The organism is Paenibacillus sp. BIC5C1 (assembly GCF_032399705.1).
GTDB classification, from domain to species: Bacteria; Bacillota; Bacilli; order Paenibacillales; family Paenibacillaceae; genus Paenibacillus; species Paenibacillus taichungensis_A.
Genome location: NZ_CP135922.1, coordinates 2,283,250 through 2,306,900, shown reverse-complemented (window position 1 = coordinate 2,306,900; position 23,651 = coordinate 2,283,250). Strand labels below are relative to the sequence as shown.

20 protein-coding genes are annotated in these 23,651 nt (G+C 47.1%); 6 read left to right on the top strand and 14 right to left on the bottom strand.

All coding sequences use genetic code 11. The features are described 5' to 3' along the window. Positions 1 to 106: 106 nt before the first annotated feature. The 5 genes from RS891_RS10565 to RS891_RS10545 all read right to left on the bottom strand — a co-directional run bounded on the left by RS891_RS10565 (position 107) and on the right by RS891_RS10545 (position 7,317). The gene (locus RS891_RS10565; protein WP_315795240.1) at positions 107 to 1,636 is read right to left on the bottom strand and encodes an ABC transporter substrate-binding protein; all 1,530 of its coding nucleotides are present in this window, start codon (positions 1,634 to 1,636) and stop codon (positions 107 to 109) included. 182 nt (positions 1,637 to 1,818) lie between these two features. Continuing rightward, positions 1,819 to 2,727, bottom strand: coding sequence for a carbohydrate ABC transporter permease (locus RS891_RS10560; protein ID WP_053783705.1), 909 nt, complete (start codon positions 2,725 to 2,727; stop codon positions 1,819 to 1,821). A 17-nt stretch (positions 2,728 to 2,744) separates the two neighbouring features. Further along, complete coding sequence (locus RS891_RS10555; RefSeq protein ID WP_181586522.1) at positions 2,745 to 3,740, bottom strand: ABC transporter permease; 996 nt, start codon at positions 3,738 to 3,740, stop codon at positions 2,745 to 2,747. Positions 3,741 to 3,923: 183 nt separating this feature from the next. Next, positions 3,924 to 5,543 carry a response regulator transcription factor gene (locus tag RS891_RS10550; RefSeq protein WP_181586523.1) on the bottom strand — a complete coding sequence of 540 codons (1,620 nt, stop codon included), beginning with the start codon at positions 5,541 to 5,543 and terminating at the stop codon, positions 3,924 to 3,926. Then, entirely contained in the window at positions 5,518 to 7,317 is a 1,800-nt protein-coding gene (locus tag RS891_RS10545) for a sensor histidine kinase (RefSeq protein ID WP_315795239.1), read from the bottom strand. The genes RS891_RS10550 and RS891_RS10545 overlap by 26 nt, the downstream gene beginning before the upstream one ends. A gap of 368 nt (positions 7,318 to 7,685) precedes the next feature. Here RS891_RS10545 and RS891_RS10540 point away from each other — a divergent pair, with 368 nt between their 5' ends. Next, positions 7,686 to 9,122 carry a hypothetical protein gene (locus RS891_RS10540; RefSeq protein WP_315795238.1) on the top strand — a complete coding sequence of 479 codons (1,437 nt, stop codon included), beginning with the start codon at positions 7,686 to 7,688 and terminating at the stop codon, positions 9,120 to 9,122. 13 nt (positions 9,123 to 9,135) lie between these two features. On the opposite strand, the gene RS891_RS10535 is transcribed toward RS891_RS10540, so the two are convergent. The 3 genes from RS891_RS10535 to RS891_RS10525 form a co-directional block, all read right to left on the bottom strand. Beyond that, positions 9,136 to 9,726, bottom strand: a complete 591-nt coding sequence (locus RS891_RS10535) for a DUF4269 domain-containing protein (RefSeq protein WP_113052724.1) — start codon at positions 9,724 to 9,726, stop codon at positions 9,136 to 9,138. A 21-nt stretch (positions 9,727 to 9,747) separates the two neighbouring features. Continuing rightward, on the bottom strand, positions 9,748 to 9,954 hold the full coding sequence (locus tag RS891_RS10530; RefSeq protein ID WP_063564738.1) for a YwbE family protein: 207 nt from the start codon (positions 9,952 to 9,954) through the stop codon (positions 9,748 to 9,750). A 126-nt stretch (positions 9,955 to 10,080) separates the two neighbouring features. Further along, positions 10,081 to 10,551, bottom strand: coding sequence for a hypothetical protein (locus tag RS891_RS10525; protein ID WP_315795237.1), 471 nt, complete (start codon positions 10,549 to 10,551; stop codon positions 10,081 to 10,083). Between the two features lie 200 nt (positions 10,552 to 10,751). Between RS891_RS10525 and RS891_RS10520 the strand changes: the two genes are divergently transcribed. Both RS891_RS10520 and RS891_RS10515 read left to right on the top strand, forming a co-directional pair. Beyond that, positions 10,752 to 11,387, top strand: a complete 636-nt coding sequence (locus tag RS891_RS10520) for a biotin/lipoyl-containing protein (protein WP_113052726.1) — start codon at positions 10,752 to 10,754, stop codon at positions 11,385 to 11,387. Positions 11,388 to 11,395: 8 nt separating this feature from the next. After that, entirely contained in the window at positions 11,396 to 12,937 is a 1,542-nt protein-coding gene (locus RS891_RS10515; protein WP_076289412.1) for a DHA2 family efflux MFS transporter permease subunit, read from the top strand. 135 nt (positions 12,938 to 13,072) lie between these two features. Here RS891_RS10515 and RS891_RS10510 read toward each other — a convergent pair whose 3' ends face one another. The 3 genes from RS891_RS10510 to RS891_RS10500 form a co-directional block, all read right to left on the bottom strand. After that, the gene (locus RS891_RS10510; RefSeq protein ID WP_315795236.1) at positions 13,073 to 13,849 is read right to left on the bottom strand and encodes a polysaccharide deacetylase family protein; all 777 of its coding nucleotides are present in this window, start codon (positions 13,847 to 13,849) and stop codon (positions 13,073 to 13,075) included. A gap of 67 nt (positions 13,850 to 13,916) precedes the next feature. Continuing rightward, positions 13,917 to 14,855 (bottom strand): aldo/keto reductase, encoded by a 939-nt coding sequence (locus RS891_RS10505; protein WP_113052728.1) that lies wholly within the window; start codon positions 14,853 to 14,855, stop codon positions 13,917 to 13,919. Positions 14,856 to 14,943: 88 nt separating this feature from the next. Next, positions 14,944 to 16,968, bottom strand: a complete 2,025-nt coding sequence (locus RS891_RS10500; protein WP_315795235.1) for a Na+/H+ antiporter — start codon at positions 16,966 to 16,968, stop codon at positions 14,944 to 14,946. Between the two features lie 215 nt (positions 16,969 to 17,183). Between RS891_RS10500 and RS891_RS10495 the strand changes: the two genes are divergently transcribed. Further along, positions 17,184 to 17,483 (top strand): hypothetical protein, encoded by a 300-nt coding sequence (locus RS891_RS10495; protein ID WP_113052730.1) that lies wholly within the window; start codon positions 17,184 to 17,186, stop codon positions 17,481 to 17,483. 87 nt (positions 17,484 to 17,570) lie between these two features. Here RS891_RS10495 and RS891_RS10490 read toward each other — a convergent pair whose 3' ends face one another. Then, complete coding sequence (locus RS891_RS10490; RefSeq protein WP_315795234.1) at positions 17,571 to 18,053, bottom strand: MarR family winged helix-turn-helix transcriptional regulator; 483 nt, start codon at positions 18,051 to 18,053, stop codon at positions 17,571 to 17,573. Between the two features lie 189 nt (positions 18,054 to 18,242). Here RS891_RS10490 and RS891_RS10485 point away from each other — a divergent pair, with 189 nt between their 5' ends. After that, positions 18,243 to 18,767, top strand: coding sequence for an NAD(P)H-dependent oxidoreductase (locus tag RS891_RS10485; protein ID WP_053783691.1), 525 nt, complete (start codon positions 18,243 to 18,245; stop codon positions 18,765 to 18,767). A 252-nt stretch (positions 18,768 to 19,019) separates the two neighbouring features. Continuing rightward, a complete protein-coding gene (locus RS891_RS10480; RefSeq protein WP_315795233.1) occupies positions 19,020 to 20,126 on the top strand; it encodes an FAD-dependent monooxygenase in 1,107 nt (368 codons plus the stop codon). A 167-nt stretch (positions 20,127 to 20,293) separates the two neighbouring features. On the opposite strand, the gene RS891_RS10475 is transcribed toward RS891_RS10480, so the two are convergent. Together RS891_RS10475 and RS891_RS10470 are read right to left on the bottom strand one after the other, a co-directional pair. Further along, positions 20,294 to 22,384, bottom strand: a complete 2,091-nt coding sequence (locus tag RS891_RS10475) for an acyltransferase family protein (RefSeq protein WP_315795232.1) — start codon at positions 22,382 to 22,384, stop codon at positions 20,294 to 20,296. A 512-nt stretch (positions 22,385 to 22,896) separates the two neighbouring features. Further along, positions 22,897 to 23,457, bottom strand: coding sequence for a flavin reductase family protein (locus RS891_RS10470; protein WP_315795231.1), 561 nt, complete (start codon positions 23,455 to 23,457; stop codon positions 22,897 to 22,899). Positions 23,458 to 23,651: the final 194 nt, after the last annotated feature.

The following is a 23,651-nucleotide window of genomic DNA, read 5'->3' as shown; positions in this document are numbered from 1 at the left end:
AACCACCTGATTATATCATATTTTTCCTTATTATGGTTTGTGATCCAAATAAAAAAAAGACGCTCCGGTTTTTAACCGAAAACGTCTTTGGTTTTGCAACTCAAGTCTACTTTTTGGACAGGAATGCGTCGAGCTGTTCTTGTTTGGCTGCAATGATTTTGTCAATACCTGCGGCTTTCAGTTTCTCCAGATATTTCGGGATCATCTCATTCGGATCTACTGCACCCGAGGTCATGCCCGGTTTGAACTGTTTGTTCACGTTGTTGACCGCAGCAATTTCGTTTTTGACGGATTGGCTATTGAACGTAAAGCCCAGTGCAGGTGACTTAACGCCTTTGGCATTAAACTCCTTGAACTTTTCCCATTTCTGCGGATCTTCATTATCCCAGAGATAGTTCAGGAACTGGTTGCCCAGCTGCCATTGTGCGCCTGGATTGTATGTGCGACTGTTCGCATCCACCCCTTCCGGGAGGGTAATAATGTTGTCCTGTCCGTCTTTTTTTACATAATGCGTGCCTTCAATACCGAAGTTGAGCAGGTTGTTGATTTCTTTGTCGGAATGCAGAAGGTTAATGACTTGCATCGCCTTCTCCGGCTGCTCAGAGGAACGGGAGATCGCCAGCATCGCACCGGAAGCATCCCCGGTTGTAATCGTAGGCTGTGTCATCTCAATCTGGGTCAGTGGATAACCGACATACCCTTCTTCTTCCTTATCCTTGCCCGGCTTCATGCCATCGGTCCATAGGAAAGCCTTGCCTGCCTTCGCCTGATCTTTTGGGAACACATTGGAAGTCGCTGCATCACTGTTAATGTATCCAGCCTGATACCACTTGCGTGCAAGCTCAGCAGCTTCCTTGAATTCAGGGGTCTCCACTTCGTTCAATACCGTCGTTGTACCCGCTGTTTTGGAGATGACGCCTGGAACGGATGCATCACCAAGATAATCCCAGTCCAGATTTTCCAGCAGGCCGTTACCATTGGTGTTGGACATATAGAACGGGGTGACACCCGGCTCGTTTTCCTTGATCGTTTTGAGCAGCGGCTCCAGGTCAGCCCACGTTTTTACTGCGGTCAGATCAAGCTTGTATTTGTCAGCCAAATCTTTACGTACCAGCACACCACGCGTCGCCGCCAATTCCTTGTTGGTAGGAACGCCATAGTTCACCCCATCCACCTGAGAACCTTCCAGAAAGGCCGGATCGAGATTTTTCTTGATATCCTGCCCGTACTTGTCAAGCAGATCATTGAGTGGCAAGAAAGCACCTTTCGCTACATTGACCGTATAATTCTGCCAAGCCGCCGTGAAAATAATGTCTGATTTTTCGCCGGAAGAGATCATAAGATTCAGCTTGTTATCCCACTGACCCCAGTCGATCGCATTGATTTTGAGTGTTGCCCCGATCTTTGGCTCCATCTTTTTGTTGATCTCGGCTTCGACCAGAGCTACATCTTTCTGTGGTGTCCCTGGATAATACAACGTCACTTCATAGGGCTTGCCGCCACTCTCCGTTGCACCGCCACCCTGTGCTTCCGGTGTTGTTGTACCGCCTTTGTCTGACGAGCAACCTGCCAGCACCAGGCTCAGCGCCATAACTGCTGCCGCGAAACGCGGCCATACCTTAAACGTTCTAATCAAATGAACCCCTCCCGTCATATGTTAGACCCTGCAACCGATTGCCCCAATTCGCAATGTTCCCCAATCTGCAAAAGTCCGTTCGCTTGCCGGCCCTCCGGCGTGCCTGTACTCGCTGCTTTTTGTATATGCCCTCTCAGGTCCATCTTCGATTATCCGTTACCCTCTCCGCTAACCGGCCGGAGTTACCCCTTCACTGCACCTACTGTTAGGCCTTTGATGAAATACCGCTGGAAGAATGGATATGCCAGTACGATTGGACCAATACCGACAACAGCCATCGCCATTTGCAGTGTTTTATTCGGCAGATTCAACAATCCGCCCTGTGACGAAATCTGTGAAGAGACATTGGAGTTGGATGTTAAATATTGAATATCGAGCAGCGTCCGGTACATAAGGTACTGAAGACTGATCGTCCGGTTATCAGATATAAAAATCATGCTGAGATACCAATCGTTCCAGTAATTCAATGTGCTGAACAGCGCAACGGTCGCCATCACCGGAAGGGAGAGCGGAAGCACGATACGTGTAAACGTTCTCAATTCACCCGCTCCATCAATCCGTGCCGATTCAAGAATCGATACCGGAATGGAGTTAGCGAAGAATGTACGCATGACCAGCACGAAGAACGGTGACAACAGCAGCGGCATGATTAGTGCCAGAATCGAGTTTTTCAAATCCAGTACGTTGACATAGACGAGGTACCAAGGGACCAGACCGCCATTGAACAGCATGGTGAAAAAGATGAAAAAGGCGAACCAACCTCGATACGGCAAATCTCTTCGGGAAAGCGGGTACGCGTACAATGCCGTCAGTGCTACACTCGTTATTGTACCTATCACGGTTACGATAATTGAAATGCCATAGGAATGGATGATCTGATCCATGTCCTTGAACAGAAACTCATAGGCAGTCAGGCTAAACTTCTCCGGAATCAGCTTATACCCATTCGCAATAACCGTCGTTTCGTCCGAGAAGGAGATCGCGAAGACAAGCAGGATCGGCACGATGCAGGCAATGGCATAGAATATAAACATAGCGTGTATGATAGACGCGGAACGCCGCGACACGGCTAATGGATCACGTGATTTCACAGCTGGCTTGCCTCCTCTCAAAATAATGCATTATCTTTGTCCATTCTCCTTACGATGGTATTGGATACGAGTACAAGTACAAATCCGACCACAGCCTGATACAGCCCGGCTGCCGAGGACATCCCGATATCGCCCCCAATAAGGAAGGTTCGGTACACATACGTATCCAGAACGTTCGTGACCGGGAACAATGCGCCCGATTCCAGCGGAACCTGGTAGAACAGACTGAAATCCGCGTAGAAAATACGACCGATCTGCAGCAAAGTCATAATCACGATTAGCGGTACGAGAAACGGAACGGTAATGAAGCGAATCTGATGCCACTTGCTCGCGCCATCCAGCACAGCTGCTTCATAGTACTCCTCATCGATACCTACCACCGCTGCCAGATAAATGACGGCATAATAACCGATATTTTTCCATGTATTCACCAGCGGCAAAATGTACGGCCAATACTTGGGCTCTGAATACCAATCAATTGGTTGTCCGCCAAAGAGCTGAAGAATCGTCGAGTTCATGAAACCCGAATCCTTGCCGAGAAACGCGAGCACCAGATAGCTGACTACGATCATCGACAGAAAATACGGAAGCAGCATGAGTGACTGATACAATTTGGACATTGCCTTGTTTTTCACTTCATTCAACAATATCGCAAGTCCTACACCTACAAATAAATTCAGCGCAATAAATACGGTGTTATATGCGAGCGTATTACGTGTGATCTCCCAAGCATCGCTGGTGGAGAATAAATACTTGAAATTATCCCAGCCGCTCCAGGGACTGCCCCAAATACCGTCGGCATAGTTTACATTTTTGAATGCAATCAGAACGCCGAACATCGGCATGTAGTTGTTTACCAGCAGAAACAAAATGCCTGGCAGAAACATGAGATACAAAACCTTGAATTTCCCTAGATTGTACAGGACAGACTTTCGTTTTCGAGCTGATATATCCGGTATGTCCCTTCCATCCGCTAGATGTGCTCCCTTACCCACCTGGGGTTGTGTCTTCATAACTTGATCTCCCTCACTCCTCTTGAATTTCATCCTCAGGATGAAACACCGCTGTGTCTCCTGTGGTTCAAGTATACGGCGGGGCGTTCAGGTCCACTATCTGCTGTGGTGACCAGTTCACTTATCAAATTATGACTTTAGAGCACAAAAACACAAAAAAAACAAAAGACGCAGCACGCTGCGTCAAATCTGTACCGTTCGCGACTGTTTGCGAAACTCCTGTGGGGTAATGCCCGTGCACTTTTTGAACATTTTCGTAAAATGAGAGTAATTGTAATATCCGACCTTGCCTGCGATATCCGTCACCTTCACGGTAGACTGGGACAATAAGGTCTTCGCTTTGGCTACTCTGCGCTGGAGAATGAATTCGGAAAGCGACATGCCCTTTTCTTTACGAAACAAGCGGGATAGATAGGCCGGATTAAATCCGGCAAAGGATGCAAGTTCTTCTCGCATCAGCTCTTCACCAATATGATTTTCAATGTAAATGCATAACTGGTCCACAATCGTCATTGGACTGTGATCGTCCGGGTACAATACCGGGATGGCACGGCTGATCAGGTCTAATGTCCACTGCTTCAGCTGGGGCAACGAACGTGTTACAACGTTTTCTTCCGGCTCCCGTTCTCCGGGATACAGGCTGCGTACAGATACATTTTTCTGATGAAGCAACGGATAGATTACATGCAGCATCGCATGATAATACAAACGCAAAATTTCGGGTGACAAACGCTCCTGTGCAGCCAGTAATTCAAAGATTTCATCCACACGCTCGCGCAGGTCGTCAAACTTTCCCGTTTCGAACAGGATGGACAGCTCGGAAAACCACGGTATTGGCAGAAAGCGATCCTCCGTATCTCGGCCCACCTCGTCATAGATGAAGACCCCCTCAAGCTCGTTGATGTTGCGACGCTCCATGTCCATCAGCTCATTCAGCATCCCCTGTAAATCTGTAACAGCAACCGGAACTCCGACGTAACAGGACAACCGGCAATAAAAGTAGGTGCTGCACTCCTGGATATAACTCTGACATCCTTGTTCCATCTCACTCGCCGTAGGTATGATACCGTCCTGTTCGTATGCAAGCACAATATTTAGCCCACTATGGTCCTGAAACACTTCCCCAGGTTTGTCACCCAGCAGCATTTCCTTGGCAGCATTGCGGAGCGCATATTCCAGCACCTCCTCATCACGCAGATCGAAATCTCGCACCCATTCTTCGACGGATATGACAATGGGCAACACGCGCACTTGTGGATCAATCTCGGCTCCATATACCTCGGCCAGCTCCTGAAGCTTTTGCTGGGTTAAGGTTACACGCTGTGAGATGGCGTCTTTCCAGAAACGCTCGGTTAACAGCGGTTTATGTGTTTGCCAGCGTTTATACACGGTCTCATATACTTCATTCGTGCGGGAACGCTGCTCGCCATCTTTGATTTTGTCCATTGCCTGGCTCACAACCTTGAGCAGCTGGTCTGCGGGAGCAGGCTTCAGTACATAATCGAAGCTGTTCAGCTTGATTGCCGTTTGGGCATAATCGAACAGGGCATGACCTGTAAGAAAAATCGTCAGCATGCCGGGATCATGCTTTAACACCCAGCTCTGCAGATCCAGTCCCGTTTCACCCGGCATCTCAATATCACAGATCATAATATCGATGGGATGGGCTTTCATCACCGTTCTTGCCTCTTCTGCATCACCAGCACTGAATACCTGGTCAACTCCAGCCTGGCTCCAGTCTACCCCTTCCACCATCGCTTGCAGTGCGTATACTTCATCATCCACGATTAACAGGTTCCGCATAGGCTCTCCCTTCTTCCTCTTCCGTCTGGGCGGGCATATGAATATGGACTGCTGCCCCTCCTTCAGTCTGATTGCTGAATTGCAATCCGGCATGTTCGCCGTACTTTACAAGCAGCCGATGGATAACGTTCCAGATGCCAATGTGCTGTCCACCCGGATCTTCGGCGTATTGTCCCTGTTGAAGGCGCTCCAGTATTTCTTGCTCAAATCCAACACCGTTATCTGTAATCGAAAGTTGAAGAACCGAAGTTGGTTCAGGATCAGATAACGTTTTCGACTTCCGTGCTGTTATGCAAATAACAAAAGGTCCTGTGCGCCGCTGAAATCCATGAATAATGGCATTCTCCACAAAAGGCTGAATCGTTAAGGGAGGCAGCACATAATGCCCAAGATTCGGTTCAACATCCAGAACGAAATCCAGCTTGTTGGGAAACCGCAGCTTCTGGACTTCCAGATAATGACTGATATGTTCCAATTCTTCATCCAATCGAATGACACGTTTGCCTGCACGCAGGCTGAACCTGAAATAATCTGCCAGATGACCCGCCATCTGCTGAACCAACTCATGCTTTTGCAACGAAGCCAGGCTATGAATGATATTCAATGAATTCAGGTAAAAATGAGGATTGATCTGCATCTGCAATTGTTTAAACTCTGCTTCTCTCGTTCGTAATTGCTCCTCATACACATCTATCTTCAGATGCTGGATCTCACTTGTCATCTGATTGAAGCTGTGCGTCACAAACTCCAGTTCAGATGAAGCCGGCGTCTCAAGCCTAACATCAAGTTCTCCTCGGCTAACCCTCCTCATTCCACGTATGAGCACATTCATTGGACGGAACAGGAGCTGTCTGAGAAAAATCATAGCTGTGATCAGGATGACCGCAGCCCCGATTGGAAGCAGGCGAATGATCTGCTGAAAAAATGGCAGGTTTCGCATCATGTCCTCTTCGGGCAGCAGGACAATATAATTCATCTCAGACATGGCTGAAGGAATGCCAAGCATCAGATACTGTCGTGCACTTCCTGTGGAGGTCACTTCAGAGATCACCTGGTATGGCTTATTTAATCCCGTGATATGGGCTGCGGCCAGTTTAATTTGTGCCGAGTTCAGGGCTGAATCGGACAGCGCCTCACCATCTGCCCCCACGATGACTGCACCTCCCCGGTCACCGGATTCCGTGAATTGCTCGGGGTGATTCAGTGCATTCATATCCACCAGTGCCCCCGCATAGAACTGGGCGTTGATCCGCACCGTTTTGACCAAGGCATTCCATGTGCCTCCCCGAACGATGCTCCACTCCGGCTTCTGGATCTCCCCCTCCAGCTGCTGCATTTGGACCGGCATGCTCTCCTGCACAATCGACATTTTGACATCATAATTGCCTGAGGTAGCGAGTAACAGATCGTCATTTACAGCATCGTACAGAAAAAATGAATCGATCAGATTATAAAATCCGATATCGGTCATGAATTTGTTCATAATACGCTGTTTCGCAATAATATAATCGCCGCTGCCGTATTTGAGAAAAAACAGAGAGATAATGTCCGGGTCTCGCTCGCCCAGACTGTATAAATAACGATTGGTCTCCTGCAGCACACGCTCGTTCTGCTCCACACTTTTTGCAAGATGATTCATATTAGTGAGAGACACTTGGTCACGTACCACTTTCATGGCGTATACGTTGTTGTAATATAACAGCATGAATAGTGGCAGCATGATCAATGTCAGACCCACAATAAACTTAAAGCGCAGTGAACGGATGAAGTTCATGAATTCCCGCCCTTTTGTCTAATCTGGATTTCAGTTCTGTTACACTTTATTGTAACCGCTATCAATATCAAACGATTTCTTCCGTGTTCTGATGCTATACCTCTGCGTTTCTTCCATCTTCTTCCTTATAATGGCATGTTTATTGTAGTCATACTTTCTGCATCTGTCTATGTGGTTCCGTGACCTGTCAATGTCAATTCTGGTGACTTGCGATTCTTGGCTTTAGTACGTGTTCGAGGGCCCATGCTCTAATTAGTTCTCCATCTGTAAAAAAAATCCTTCTCCATACTCCACGAACGCCCGGTGATGACATGCATACGATATATCACTCCTTGGATTGACACCAGGGATGTAAGGAGGCATGTCCGATGAATATTCAACTCGTCCCATTGCATTATGTATATCTGGCATTTATCGTCTTGATTATCGCCGTCATGGTACGGCGTAGAGACACAACCATCATTTGTGTCGCAGGTATCATGACCATTGGACTCCTGGCGACTGAAACATTAAGCGGATCGGTTTCCGGAATCTTCAACAGCTTTATCTACGCAGCCAAAGAGCTGCTCAGCACCATTTTTATCATCTCGATCATTGTTGCAATGAGCCGGGTGTTAATTCGGACAGGGATCAATGAAGTCATGGTTACACCGCTCACCCGGTTCATCCGTTCTCCACAGGTCGCCTATTGGGGAATTGGATTCATTATGATGATCGTATCACTGTTTTTCTGGCCCTCTCCTGCCGTTGCCCTGGTTGGGGCTGTACTTCTTCCGGTAGCTGTACGAGTCGGACTTCCTCCCATCGGCGCTGCCATTGCCATGAATCTGTTCGGTCATGGAATTGCCTTATCAGGGGATTACATTATCCAAGGGGCACCCAAACTGACAGCTGATGCAGCAGGACTTCCCGTTACCTCAGTTATGACTGCAAGTATCCCGCTTGTCATAGTGATGGGAACGGTGTCTACTATAACGGCATTCTGGATGCTCCGCAAAGAGATGAAGTCAGGTTCCCCCGTTAAACTTAGTGATCCGATCTCTGGTGAAGCAGTAACCGTCAATCCTCCTTCGTCAGACTCTGCACCGCTCTCCGAGGAACCAACCGTTCAACGTCAACCAATACCGCCGCGTCTGCAAAAGGCCTTCGCTCTAATCATCCCGTTATTATTCTTAGTCGATGTCATTCTGATGTTTTTACTTCAACTGCAAGGCGGTGATGCCACGGCGTTAATTGGTGGAACAGCCGTGCTCATTCTGATTGCCGTATCTCTTGCCGCGCATCGCCATACAGGTCCGGAAGAAACAACAAACTATTTAATCGAAGGATTTCAGTTCGGGTTCAAGGTGTTTGGTCCTGTCATACCAATTGCCGCTTTCTTTTATCTTGGGGATGCTGCGATTACAGAGTTGTTCAACAACCCGCTGCCTGCTGGATCACACGGTATTGTGAATGATTTAGGGGTTGCTCTTGCAGGGCTAGTGCCACTGAATAATACGGTGGGTGCTATAACGATGACTGTGACCGGAGCGGTCACGGGAATGGATGGTTCGGGTTTCTCAGGAATATCTCTCGTCGGCTCCATTGCGTCCATGTTTGCAGGCTCGGCAGATTCCGCACCCGTATTGACGGCACTGGGTCAGGTCGCCGCCATATGGGTAGGCGGTGGGACCTTAATTCCATGGGCCTTAATTCCAGCCGCTGCCATTTGCGGAGTCAGCCCATTTGAACTGGCACGCCGTAATCTAAAACCGGTACTGCTGGGGTTAACTGTTACTACCATTGTGGCTATCTTTCTAATCTGATTGCGTAAACATGCTATTCGAACTGAAAAGACGTACGCAAGCGGGCCCATCGCCAAAGCTCATCCTTGCTCATCGCGGCCAGATGAAGCATTTCCTCATAAGGGTCTCCCTGAAGTCCCAGGACCGCAGCGAATGCAGGCTCCGTCTTCCAGCCTTCCAGCTTCAGTTTGCGAATCTCCCGATGTCCTGCTGCACCCCAGAGTTGCAATAATTCCCACTCTACCAGCATGTGAATATAAGCATTTTGCCTGCGTACTGATAGGGACTGAGCGAAGATCTCTATAGGCCAGTTTCCGATATTCACACAACAGGTCACATAAGGACGCTGGCCAGCACGGCCATCTCCCCGGTCGCATCGAAAACCCTGCATACCGCCCAATTGTCGGTGCACGAAGGTTTCGAACGCCTCGAGGTCCGCTGCCTCACATAATAGATCAAGATCACTTCCGGGAATATCAATATCAATCGGCACTGTTCCAGCCGGATAAGGCTGGTAGGCAGCCAATATGCTCATCAATCCACTGGATTGCAGCACCCTATATGCATCCTGCTGACGCTCGTTACCCGAGGCTAGATGTGTCATTACATCCGTTGTTGTAATCATCTCACAACCTCTGGCACTGGTTCATTCCGAGGCTCCTGTAACGACTTGTTTGACACGACCTACCTGTCCACTGGTCAAACGCACTTTAATCCCATGCGGGTGTGTAGGCGATTTGGTCAACAAATCCTTCACGATGCCGCGTGTCAGTTTGCCTGTAGGCTGATCCTGCTTGAGCACGATATCCACTTCAAGACCCGGTTTGATATTTACTCGTTGTTGTCCGTTCATGGGTTTCCCTCTCCTCTTCAACGTTTTCCATGTCATGTAGCCATAATTCACAAAGCTTCATCTATTGTAGACGTTTTGGATTGAAAACGAAAGCCATGTTCAATGTTCAAAAACATAATTGACCAGTCATTTCCGCTTCGAAGAGGGCTCAGAGGATTTGCTTTTCATCACTTTCAGAGCTGATCGATAGACTTCATCGGCACTCTTTTCAGGTTCTTTTGTCTCCGTCAGCACCTCTTCCTCTTCCACTTCGGCAGGTTTACGGAAATGAAGCAATGCTTGACGATAAGCTTGATCACCGTCTGTAGTCTGCGTCTCTCTTTTCTGAGGTGAAGGAGCCACTTCCGATGTGGAATCCATCTCGTGGATTTCCGTTCGGCTGTGGTTTTCATGTTCTAATACCTCTGTATGATCCGCCTGTTCGTATATCCGGTCTTCGTTCAGAGTTTGATCTTCTTCATGCAACAGGACAGGCCCTTCATCCACCTCTGCTATCTTGGAAGCTCGTGCTTCTGCAGCCTTGCGAGACGATCTGGAGTTATAAATCATCAGAAACACAACCCCAATAACAACGATTACCGCCAAAATAATCAACATATGAGCATCCTCCTTATCATCCGCCTGTAGGCAGCTTTAATCAATATATTGGTGCCCTATTCTGCGAATAATATTTCACCTTGTTTCGTATAGAGCGACAAAGTAGCGGGAATGCTCCAAACAGGATTGTCAGCAGAAGACTTTCAGCACCAATTGAAGAGAAGGTTTACAGAAAACCGAATTAAGGAGGAATGATCAGCATGAATTCACGTGCCATTTTGATCAATATCATTGTTATACTGGTGATTTTGGGAGCCGGAGCGGCCGGAATCTACTATTACAACCAATCCACCAGCTACGTTAAAACTGACAATGCACTTGTTACCGGGCAGCCTATCTCCGTAGCTTCCGCAGTAGGCGGTGAACTTCGATCCTGGAAAGGCAAGGTAGGTACAACATTTAATGCGGGGGATACTGTAGCCACCGTAACCGCTGCGGGAAAATCAACCTCTGTGACGATGCCTGTTGATGGCACCATTGTACAACAGACAGCCGTCGAAAATTCACTAGTATCTGCCGGTTCGCCTCTCGCACGGGCCTATGATTTCAATAACCTTTACGTGACAGCCAATGTGGACGAGACCGCGATTGATAAGATTAAAGCGGGTCAGATCGTCGATGTATATATCGATGCTTTTCCAGACACCACGTTGACAGGCAAGGTAGACCAGATCGGACTTGCCACCGCTTCCTCTTTTTCACTGCTGCCGTCGTCCAATACGAATGCGAATTACACCAAAGTAACACAAGTCATCCCGATTATCATTACAATCGAAGGATATAAAGGACTGGGTGTGGTTCCCGGCATGAGCGCTACCGTGCGCGTTCATATCTAAGGCTGCCGATGGATAATCAAGTACCTCTTGGAAAAACCATCGCTGTCCTGCTGCTCGGCGCCTTTATCGCCATTCTGAACCAAACTTTGCTCAATGTAGCCATCCCCCATCTGATGAATGACTTTAACGTATCAGCAACGACCGTGCAGTGGCTGTCCACAGCCTATTTGCTGGTGAATGGGGTACTCATTCCGATTACCGCCTACTTGATCGAATCGTTCGGAACCCGCAAATTATTCGTGACTGCGATGCTGTTGTTTACGTTAGGTTCGTTGATCTGTGCCATCAGTCCTGGATTCACGGTCATGCTTATCGGTCGTATCGTACAAGCCAGTGGGGCTGGTATTATTATGCCTTTGGTTATGAACGTGTTTCTGACTGTTTTCCCTCCTGAGAAACGGGGAACTGCCATGGGCACGATGGGCATTGCCATGATGTTTGCTCCGGCCATTGGCCCGACCTTATCTGGATGGATTGTGGAACATTATACATGGCGCATTCTGTTCTATATGGTCATCCCGCTTGCCTTACTGGATATTTTGTTTGCCTTCATTTGGCTCAAGAATGTGTCCAAACTTACATCACCGAAATTTGATGGTTTTGGAGCATTATTCTCCACCATCGGTTTCGGCTTTCTGTTATATGGATTCAGCTCTGCCGGAGATAAAGGCTGGACCAGTGCAACTGTGCTGTTGACACTGATTATCGGAGTACTCTTCATCGTTTTCTTTGTCCTCAGAGAAACGGCCATGAAGAACCCTCTGCTGGAATTTCGTGTATTCAAATACGACATTTTCACTATCTCGACGCTGGTCAGTGCAACGATTAACATGGCACTCTTTGGTGGAATGCTGCTGTTACCGATCTATCTGCAAAATATAAGGGGATTCTCTCCCCTGCAATCCGGCTTGCTGCTGCTGCCTGGTGCATTGCTAATGGGCGTCATGTCTCCCATTTCAGGAGCGCTGTTTGACAGAATCGGCTCTCGCCCCCTCGCCATTGTCGGTTTGATCATTACCGCCATCTCCACCTTCGAGTTTAGCAAGTTGACGGGAGAGACGCCCTATGGTCACATCATGATGCTATATACATTCCGCAGCTTCGGCATGTCCATGCTGATGATGTCTGTACAGACAGAGGGGTTAAACCAATTGCCGCCTCATCTCACCAGTCATGGTACGGCCATGTCCAATACGGTCAGACAGGTCGCAGGTTCAATTGGGACAGCCCTGCTCATCACCGTAATGGCGACACGTGCAGGCATTCATTTGGCGGATTACAGCAACACCGTGACCACAACCAATGTGGCCCTGACGGAACAAGTGGGTATACTCGGCACGCAAATGGCAACTGCGGCTGGAATGCCGCCTGAACAAGGTTCAAGCCTTGCGTTACAGCAGCTATATGGTATCGCTGTTCAGACTTCAACCATTGAAGGCATTAATGATGCTTTCATTGTAGCGACCTGGATTTCGATCATTGGCCTGTTTCTGTCGTTGTTCCTGCGGCGGGCTCGTTCCCGTCCTCGCAAAGTCAAGCCTGAACGCTAAAATGTCCTTGGCAACCCTATCCCCCTATATAACCCTATATCACAGAACAGATATGCAAGCTTTGCTCAGATAAAATGAAACAATAAAAAAACCGCAAGTCTCTTCAATCCAGAGACCTGCGGTTTTTGGCTTGCACTATGGATGCTGAGGTAAGGATGAATTGTCATCCTTGGCAGCCTCTCTCGCCTTAACGGCAAGCAATTCCGATACGGTTACAAAGCGATAACCTTGCTCCTGCAATTTAGGCAGAATCGTTTTTAACGCGGCAACCGTTTGGGACTTGCCCTCCACCTTGTCATGAAACAGAACAATATCCCCGTTACGTGCGTTCTTCAGCACTTTGTTCACAATGGCTGATACGCCTGGTGAAGCCCAATCACGTGTGTCCTGATGCCAGGACCATAGCACAATCGTATAGCCTTGCTGCTTGGCGACCTGAATGACCATGTCATTGTAATAGCCTCCCGGGGGTCTAAACAACGTGGGACGATGCGCCCCTGCTCCAACAATGGATTTCTCCGCTATGTTCATTTCATGGCTGTACTTATCCGCCCTTGTTGACCTGACCGCGTACGTATGTGCATACGTATGATTGGCGATTTCATGTCCTTCCCGCTGCTCCCGTTTAATCAGATCAGGAAACTTTTCCGCCCATTTGCCAAGCACAAAAAAAGTGCCTTTGGCCTGATATTGCTCGAGCAAAGCCAAAATCTGCGGTGTCTGGACCGGATCAGGTCCATCATCAAAGGTCAGTGCGATGAGTTTATCATGTGTGGGAACCTCCCACACAATCTCTCCCCGTTCCTCATAATACTGTCGATTCTTCTGTACAGGTTTGGCGTAGGCAGAACTGCTACCAAGCAAAAAAACCAGCGTACACAATCCGATGTATCGGGCTGCCTTCAGGTTCATGTTTATGTCCTCTCTTTATCTTCAAACGTAAACTCCCTGTTAGCATTTCCCGATTCATTAGAACTAATTAACGAAATATTTGATCAATGACTGCAATTTCCTCAGCTGTAAGTTCAACATCCAGTGTTTTCAGATTGTTGATGACCTGCTCCGGTTTCTTGGCACCAGGAATGAGCGCATCAATGGACGGCTGAGTCAGGTACCAAGCCAGAACGAGATGTGCGACCTCAGCATCCTTGGACTGTGCAATGCTGCGTAGTTGTTCCACCTTGTCCAGATTCTGAATAAAGGCTTCCCCGGTGAATAACGGGTTCTTGGCCCGGCCATCCTGGAAGGTTGTATCACGATTATATTTGCCTCCCAACAAACCTGCTGCCAGAGGGAAGTAAGGTACAAAAGAAATATTATGCTCTGCCGTATATGGCAGTAATTCCTTCTCCGCTTCTCTTTTGAACAAATTATACTCAGACTGCAGTACATCCACATCTCCATCCCGATTCGCCTCACGCAGCTGATCAATGGAGAAGTTGGAAACTCCGATGGCACGAATTTTACCTTCGTCCTTCAAACGTTTCAGCGCACCTACAGCTTCATCCTTAGGTGTATGTTCGTCCGGGAAATGAATATAGAACAAGTCGATATAATCGGTCTGAAGGCGTTGCAAAGCCTCATCTACAGAGGTTATGAGAAAAGCAGGCGAGTTATCAAAAACTACCTTGCCATCCACAAATTTATGTGCTGCTTTCGTAGCTATGATCGTATCTTGGCGCTGACCCGTCTCTTTCAGCACTTCACCAATTAACCGTTCTGAATGCTCAGGTCCATAGATGAAAGCAGTATCCAAAAAGTTAATGCCCTGTTTCAAAGCCGTACGAACGACCTCTTTGCCTGTCTCATCATTTAGCATATTCGGATAGATGTTATGCCCTCCTACTGCATTTGCCCCCAATCCAATCGGGTTAACAATCAGATCAGTTTTACCCAAACGAGTACGTTGTTCTGCCATTCTCATCCATCTCCTTTTCTGCACGTTGGTAACTCAAATTATATTATATCAGAGGCTTAAGCATATTTAAAATATCGGGTTTATCGGATTAAGTGTTTTTCAACGCAGTAGCTTCCACATCATTGATGAATCGACGAAGTTTAGCAGCCACATCACGGTTGATTTCACCATTTTCGTATAACTGCTGTATGGTATTTCGCTGTTCCTGAATCGCCACCATTTGCAACTCCAGCTTTTCCTGATCAAATGGGTCTTCGGTTTTGCCCTGATTCCAGGTCCGCAATTTGGCAATAACCCGTTCATATCTGGAGATAACCGACAAAGCGACAATCCGGTTACTATCGTTCATATGAGCACGAATCGCCTTAATCGCTGCTTCAGAGGTACGCATCTTCACTTGACGGAACAGATCCGCATTTTCAAGCATAAATGGCTGATCCGGCTTCTTAGAACGATTTGTAAACACATGTCCAAACACTCGTCCGATTTCACTGAGCGAGAACATCATCTGGGTATTTGTACGATTCGCAAGCATCATTTCCTTACGATCCAGCCAGCTGTTACATTTAAAGGCGGCTTCCGAAGCAATTACATTTTCATCCATCATATTCTCAATTTCCTTGCGTTCAGCTCGTGTACCGATGAGATTAATTGCTGTTTCCTGTTTCAAAATATCCTTGCGCTTACCGGCAGTAAGCTCGCCGGCCGCCTGCCTGATGTATTTCGACAGATCGGAAACAACCGCAAGTGCAGCAGCTTTGTTCTCATCATTCATTTCCGACTTCACTGCACGAATGGCAGCATTCAGCATAATGCCCTGTGCTTTTCGTTCCGTCGTTTGCGGTGTGCCCTCCTCCGCTTTTTCTTCGTTCTTCGCAAGAATAGGAAGGAACACACTTGCAGCAATCAGAGTGAACAGAATCACACCTGCCGCCAAGAATATAATCAGATCCCTTTCAGGAAAAGGAGACCCGTCCTGAAGAACATAAGGAATGGAGAATGCCCCTGCCAGTGTTACAGCCCCTCTCACACCCGAAAGAGTAATAATCGTAATTTCTTTCAGCCGGGGCTTACCGCTCGACAATTCCTCACCTGAATTTTCATTCCCTTTCCAGAACAGATAGATCCAGACAAAACGAAGCACCAACAATAGCACTGAAATGAGGCCCACATAGCCAAGCACTTGAAGGTTATCAAACGAGACATTCTCGAAGATAGTACTCAGCACATCCGGGATCTGTACCCCCAGAATGACAAAGACTAATCCGTTCAAAATAAATAAAATGACAGACCAGGTACTGGCAGATACCACCTGCATCTTCAGTTGCACAGACTCGGTCCGGTCACGCTCAATAGCATGAATGATGCCGCCGGCGACGACCGCAAGAATGCCGGAAACACCTACCTCTTCACTTACTAGATAAATGACGAAGGGAGTTAAAATTTGCAATAACATATGAATGGTGACATCTTCCATACCCAAACGGCGAATCCAGACACCCAATCGGATCAACAGGAACGATAACAAGGCACCGATCAACAACCCGCCAATGGCGATAAGTATAAAACTAAACGACGCCTGGGCAAGGGAAAATACCCCTGTAACCGTTGCGGCAATCGCAAACTTGAATGCAACCAGACCGGATGCATCATTCATCAATGCTTCTCCCTCAAGAAGCCTATGTATGCTCTTGGGTAAATGCACCCGTCCTGCCATGGCACCTACAGCCACAGCATCTGTGGGGGACAAAATTGCCGCAAGTGCAAAAGCCGCAGGAAGCGGGATAGTTGGAATGAGCCAATGAATAGCGTATCCAGCCACAACAACCGTGACAAATACAAGGCCCAGAGCTAACAAAAGGATGGGCGCTCTTAAATTCCACAGCTCGTGCCTCGGTGTTCGCTTACCGTCGTTGTACAACAACGGAGCGATAAAGAGCACGAAAAATAATTCCGGATTCAGTGGCAGATGTACACCCGCAGGTAATAATGCAATGGCTACACCGAGAACAATCTGAATCAACGGAACGGGGATAAAGGGTACAAACCGGTTCAAAATATTCGATAAACCGATCAGTACCAGCAAAACAAGCACGGCGATAAATAGTTCCATGATGACAATCCCTTTCCGAAAAATGAAGTGGTGAAAACCATTTTGTATAGCCTTATTTTAACATAAACCAAAGTTCATTATAAAAATGTTGTCATATTCAGTACCCGTCTAAAGCGAATGGACAACAGTCCGATTGCAGATTTCTGATTGGTTCTGTTTATAAGATGTTACAATATGCTCAGGACAATACCCGTTTGGAAAGGAACTTGGTGTCTATGGCATTTGGAATTAAACGACAGGAACTGGCCGAGTGGAAAGAACGTGTATCTCGTGGCGACCTTGCCTATCTTACTCATTTCTGGATCGACAACCGTTTTCCGGGCATTACCAGTGTGACCAAAGTGGGCTGTGCAGATCTGAAACGGCTTGAGGACTGGTGTAGAGAACATGGACTCGACCCACGTTACATCCATCGGCGTCAGCCTTTTCCCCATTTTGACCTACTCGGTAAAAAACAGAAGGAAATTCTGATCCAGGAAGGTCTGACCGATCACATTCAACGCTTCCATCTCTGATTGGAAAAATTAAAACGCCAGCCTTCAAGATTCAAGTCCCAAAGCGGGCTCAAATTCTTAAAGACTGGCGTTTTACACACCAAATATTTAGCGATGCGTTTGTTCCAACGTTTTCATTTTCTCTAACAGTTTTAACTCAATCTTCTTCAGCATGCCAAACATCTGCAGTTGTTCCTCTTCCGTAAGCGCCTGCAAAAGTTCCCACGTCATCCGACCGCGATTATTAATCAACGTTTTTGCAAGCTGCTGCCCTTCTTCCGTTAAGGACAACCATACAATTCTTCTGTCCTCTTCACTGCGCACCCGCTGGATTAGACCTTCGCTCTCCAGTTGGTTCAGCACAATCGTAGTTGCTCCCGAAGATAAACTAAGTTGTCTGGCCACATCCACAGCCATACAGCGTTCTTCACGTAAAATCATGCCCAATATATGACTTTTCGTCGGATTCAATTTGCAGTTTGTTTCATTCTTTTGCTGCTGATCCAATACTTTATTCTTATATCTGAAGAAGGCCTCCAACAATTGATCCACATTTGCCAATTGAGAGTTTCGCTCCGTATCCGGGCTCATAAACGTTCCTCCTACCTTTGATCATAACCTACCTTATATTGTAACATATTTGTACTATTTTGTTTGTGAAAAATGCGCTTGTTTCCCAAAACCCTTTACTTGTCTGTAAAGTTCATGCTTATTTTGCGGTTTCATGTGACAAGCTACCTTATAGCATGAACAGATAACCACACAAGGAGGAATCAAGCAATGAACATTTATATTGTTTTCGATAGTGAAGGCGGGCATACACGAGCGCTTGCCGAATCGATTGCTGCTGGCGCAGCCAGTGTACATGGTGCAACCGTTCATTTGCATTCCACTGAAGAAGCCGACATCTACAAGCTGGTGGAAATGGACGCCATTATCTGGGGATGCCCCGGGCATTTTGGCTCCATCAGTTCGGGTTTGAAAAAATGGATCGACAAGTTGGGCTACCTCTGGGCAGAGGGCAAACTTGTAGACAAAGTCGGCGCAGTGTTCTGTACCATCGCCACCGAACATGGTGGACTGGAATCAACGTTGATTCATTTGCTGACACCGATGCTTCATCAGGGCATGATTATTACCGGGCTACCTGGGAACTTTGCAGATAATGCATTATATGGCTCCTATTACGGTGTTGGGGTGACTTGCCCGGTGGACAGTGATGATCTGCTCAGCGAACAAGGCATAGCACTGGGTAAAGCTCTGGGAGAACGTGTGGCTCGCATAACCAACCGATTGATCACATAGTAATCAGAGTATTTCCTATAAAAGAATTTGCTGTCCTTATCAGGCCTGCGCTCATAAGCTGAAAAGCAATACCGCAGGCTTGAATCCCCCTTACTGCATAGAAATAGAATGATTCTATTGCAATATTGGAATGAATTTGTTTATAATAACCTATATCTTTAAAGTTACTTTTAGTTACTTAATGATTTTTATAAATCTGTTATTATAAAGTAATACGATTTTCATCCATTATATTGCAAGGGAATTTTACACATGAATCAAAATACGCATTTAAAAACTGACGTTTGTATTGTGGGAGCTGGCCCTGGAGGGGCTCTACTCTCATTCCTGCTGAGACGGCAGGGAATATCCACCATTCTGATCGAGCGCCAGCCGCACCTGCTTAAGTCGTTTCGTGGCGAAGTGCTCAATGCAGATGGTGAACATGTATTGAACAAGCATGGGTTATACGCTGCTGTCACCCAGCGTGGCGTGCTGCCCCTGGAGCAAATTCAATATTGGGAGAATGGTCAGATCATCCACACCATTTTCCCTGGAGAGCAAGAATACCATGTAGGCATTCACGTGCCGCAGGATCATCTGCTGGAAGTCATCGTGTCACAATCACAGCACCAGGGAAACGACCAAGTTCTTTATAATACGGTTATGACTGGGTTGTTACGAAATAAGGCTGACCACACGGTTGGCATCAACATTCGGCAAGAAGGACGACCTGCTTCCATCGAAGCAGCGGTAATTGTTGGTGCAGATGGCAGATATTCAGCTGTACGCAGACACGCTGGTCTGACCCCGGATATCCGCAAACATGGATACGACCTGTTATGGGCTCGCATTCCTGCTCCAGCAGGCTGGGAACCTGCTGTTCGGATGGCCAGTATGGATGGGCAGCAGTTGGCGTTATTCTCACAATTCGGAGGATACGTACAGATCGGATGGAACATTCCTCAAGGGTCCTTCTCTAAGCTGCGTGAACAGCCTTTTGCTCCCTTTGTACAGAAACTCGTGGCGGCCTTTCCCTGTCTCGCTGATTCGGTAGCTGAACATATCCAAACCTGGAGTGATTTTGTTTTGTTATCCGTAGAGAGCAGTTTTGCCGATTCGTGGGCGAAGGACAACATAGTCTTGCTTGGGGATGCCGCTCACACGATGACTCCAACGGGCGCTTTTGGATTGAATGCAGCATTGGAAGATGCGGACGTGCTCGCAGAGCTGCTCATTGATATGGCCGCCGATCAATTCAGCTCTACAGAACAGCTGCAAGAGCTGCAAGCCAGACGTGGAGAAAAAGTGAAGCAGCAGTTGGCTAAGCAACTGGAGATGGAGTCTTCGTTCCAGCAGCGATACGAATCCTATCAATAATGATGTGTGCTATTCACATACAGCGTTAATCAACAAAACAGCCGATGACTCCTTGTTAGGGAAGCATCGGCTGTTTTGTTCTTCTTTTATGGAGTTAACCTTAATGTCTCTAATTTGGGGCCGTAAACATTCATGAACTATAAATAAATGAATAGATAAGTTCTGATTTATTTCATGTTGTCTTTCACAAGTGCTGCAAATGCTGCCGAACCTTCCTTCGTCAGATGTACGCCATCTTTTTCGAAATATTCGTCATGCCCCTCACTCGCAGTGTGCCAGTCAATGAGAGATACATTGCTATAATCGGAAGCCGCTTCGTTCAGTGCTTTATTCACGGTTCGTTCCCATGGGCGAGGGACTCGCACGGTAACCAGATAAACATGTTCTTCATCTTTCAAATAATCCAGTACAGAATTCAGACTTTTGGAATTGAAGGAACCGTTTGTTCCAAGCTCCAGTACGACCTGACTGCCCATTTGATTATTTCTCTTCAGGCCATCCAATACATCGGCAGCCTCCCACATCTGACGGCCGATATGACCGTCCACGTGCACGCCCGATATGGTTTGTTCAAGATAAGGCTTGGCGTCCAAAATAACCGAATCTCCAATGATCGTATAATGAATTTTTCCGTCTTTGGCTGGAGGGGCTGTTTCCACTTCCTCTTTGGAGGAATCTGACGTATTATCCGGATCCTCCGGTTGTCCGTTACCGTCGTCTTCTGGATTTCCCGGATTTTCGTTGCTGCCTTTGGGTTTACCAACAGCGTGGTTCGAGTCGCCGGGGGTTGATCCTTTCTGCTCACCTGAGTTTGGCTCCTCAGATTGGGGAGCCTTATCTGGCTTCGTCGTTTGCTGTTCTCCATTACCTGGTGGATTTTCGTTCGCTGCTGGTTTGTCGTTTTTCTGTGGCGCAGGTTGGTTGTCCGCCCCAGAAGTGCTCACTGTTGCTGGAAGAACATCCTGCCCTTTTTCCTCCGTTACGGAATGATCTCCATTCAGCGTAGCCGACATCGATACCGAATGGGAATCAGAATTCGCTGCTGAAGTAATCATCATCTGTGACACTGTAAAGCACATTAACAGAATGCTCATCAGCAATCCAGCGCGCTTCCACCATACGTTGCGAATACCTGTTGTATTGCGCCCTCTTCCCCATAACCGGGACCAGGAATCGCGAAATCCGTTGTGACGTATTGGATTTTCAATATATTTAAGTGACAAGGAGGCCAGTGCAACCGTTGCTGCAATCTGCAAAACCATTCGCACAGGATGTGCTCCACCCGTGTCTACCGTTGGACTCGTTAGAATAATGACAGGATAGTGCCACAAATATAAACCATAGGACCTTTCACCAATCCAGCGCAATGGCTTAGCGCCAATGAGCCTTGCCAGGAAGGATGATGGATGAGCCAATACAGCTACGAGCAGTGTCGTCGCTATGGCCTGAAGTACCATTCCTCCTCGATACAATGAAGGGTCGTACTCACTGCTATTCAGCATCATGTAGATCAACCAAGCAAGCGCAGCTAAGCCTAACACGTCCAGGACAAGGCGATTGATGCGGGCAAGGGATGACGATAGTTTGCGACTCGGCCATACCACGGCCAGTGCAGCACCAGCCAGTAGAGCAAATGCTCTTGTGTCTGTTCCATAATAAACACGGCTCGGGTCTAGATCCGGATTATACATGATGGCCATTGCACCAGCAGACAATTCAGCTGCCACGACAATAAAGACGACCAGCCATCCCTTTCTTTTGAACAAGACGATTGCTGCGACCAGTAGAAGGGGCCATACAATGTAAAACTGTTCTTCCACAGCCAGCGACCAGAAATGTCCAAAGGGTGATGGAGGGCCGAAACTTTCGAAATAGGAAACGTTATGAAAGATATACCACCAATTGCTTATGTATAATACTCCCGAGACAATGTCACCACGCAACGCAGCGAGTCGAGCTGGATCTGTGCAGAGCAACCAAATCATCACCACCGCTGTCATCGTGATCATGCCAGGTAACAAGCGCCTTACTCTTCGCACCCAGAAATCACCGAGCGATATCCGGCCATGCTCCTGCCATTGTGTCAAAAGAATGTCTGTAATCAAATACCCTGATAGAACAAAGAAAATGCCTACACCGAGCAAACCGCCCGGAATAAAACCTAAATTCAGATGATACCCTATAACTGCAAGCACAGCGATGGCTCGCAAACCATCCAGTCCGTTCATATGTCGCTTGCTTTTCAACGATTGTGGCATGCGAGCCCCTCCTTGACAATGTGAGTCGACATCATGCATGTCTGGGGCGTTCGAGAACTCCTTGTGGTTCTGGTTGTCATTAACATACGTATTGCACCTTCCATCATTCATTTACAACATAAAGAAGACGAGTTACTTAACCATGATGTTTTATGATTACGATTTCTTTATATCTTTGTTGTTATCTCCCGTTTAGCATTATACGCCCGAAAGATTATTCACAAATTACAGCAATAGTTACAATCCAATGAAACGATGTAACCTTTCCTGCCAAGCATATATAGCTGTAAAATCATACTCTAATTTTATTGTTAAATACAGCATTTTTCATGGAATGGCTAATATTACCTTGCCTTTTATTTCATATATGAGCAGATCCCTCTGAGGGTCTGTGGAGTGTTCGCGCCAATAGGAAAAGGCTGCCGACTTGCTCAGCAGCCAATAACCATTATAAACCTATCTCTTGCCGGATTGAAAGTTTTGCTCATAATTGCATCTTGGTGCCTAGGACCCTAGAGGTAAAACGGATGAACCTTCTCTTCCGCACTCCCATTAAGAATCCGATAAGAGGATCGTCCTATGTACATTGGAATCTGCAATTTGTCCAGATTAACCATTCCATTGTCCAGGAAGTATTCCGTGTCTAGATACCGCTGTAACACTTCACCTGCAATCCATTCATGATCCCCATACGTTGTGATATCGATAACCTTGCACTCGTAAGCAAAATAAGCTTCGGTCAAAATTGGGACATTCACTTTGATTCCTTCTTCGTATGTAATCCCGAATTTCGAGAATTTGTCTGTGTCTCTTCCACTGAAGGTTCCCGCAGCCTGAATCCACTCCGAATGATGACCCGGAAGAAAGTGTACCCCGAATACTCCACTCTGCTCAATCAATTCATAAGAGTACGTTTCCTTCCTCAGCGATACCCCGTAAATTCCGGGAGACGATCCAATATAGGTATGCCAGCCTGAAGCCATCACATTCTGAATGTCCTTATGACGGGATGTAACTATCGCCACCATACCCGGATACGAATAAAACATGGGTTCATCTACCGGTTTCCGCATCTGATCACCTCTTCGTTTTCAATAGGCCCTTAAGCTGTAATAGGCCGTTTTCTCATCCATAATTATACAATATAAGTAAAGGATGAAAAAGAATTACTTCCTTCAGCACTAATCACTTTTTGAACATACGAAAATATTAGCGAAAACGGGGCCACTGCTGAATTTCCCCAATTATTTTTCACTTGATATTCGAA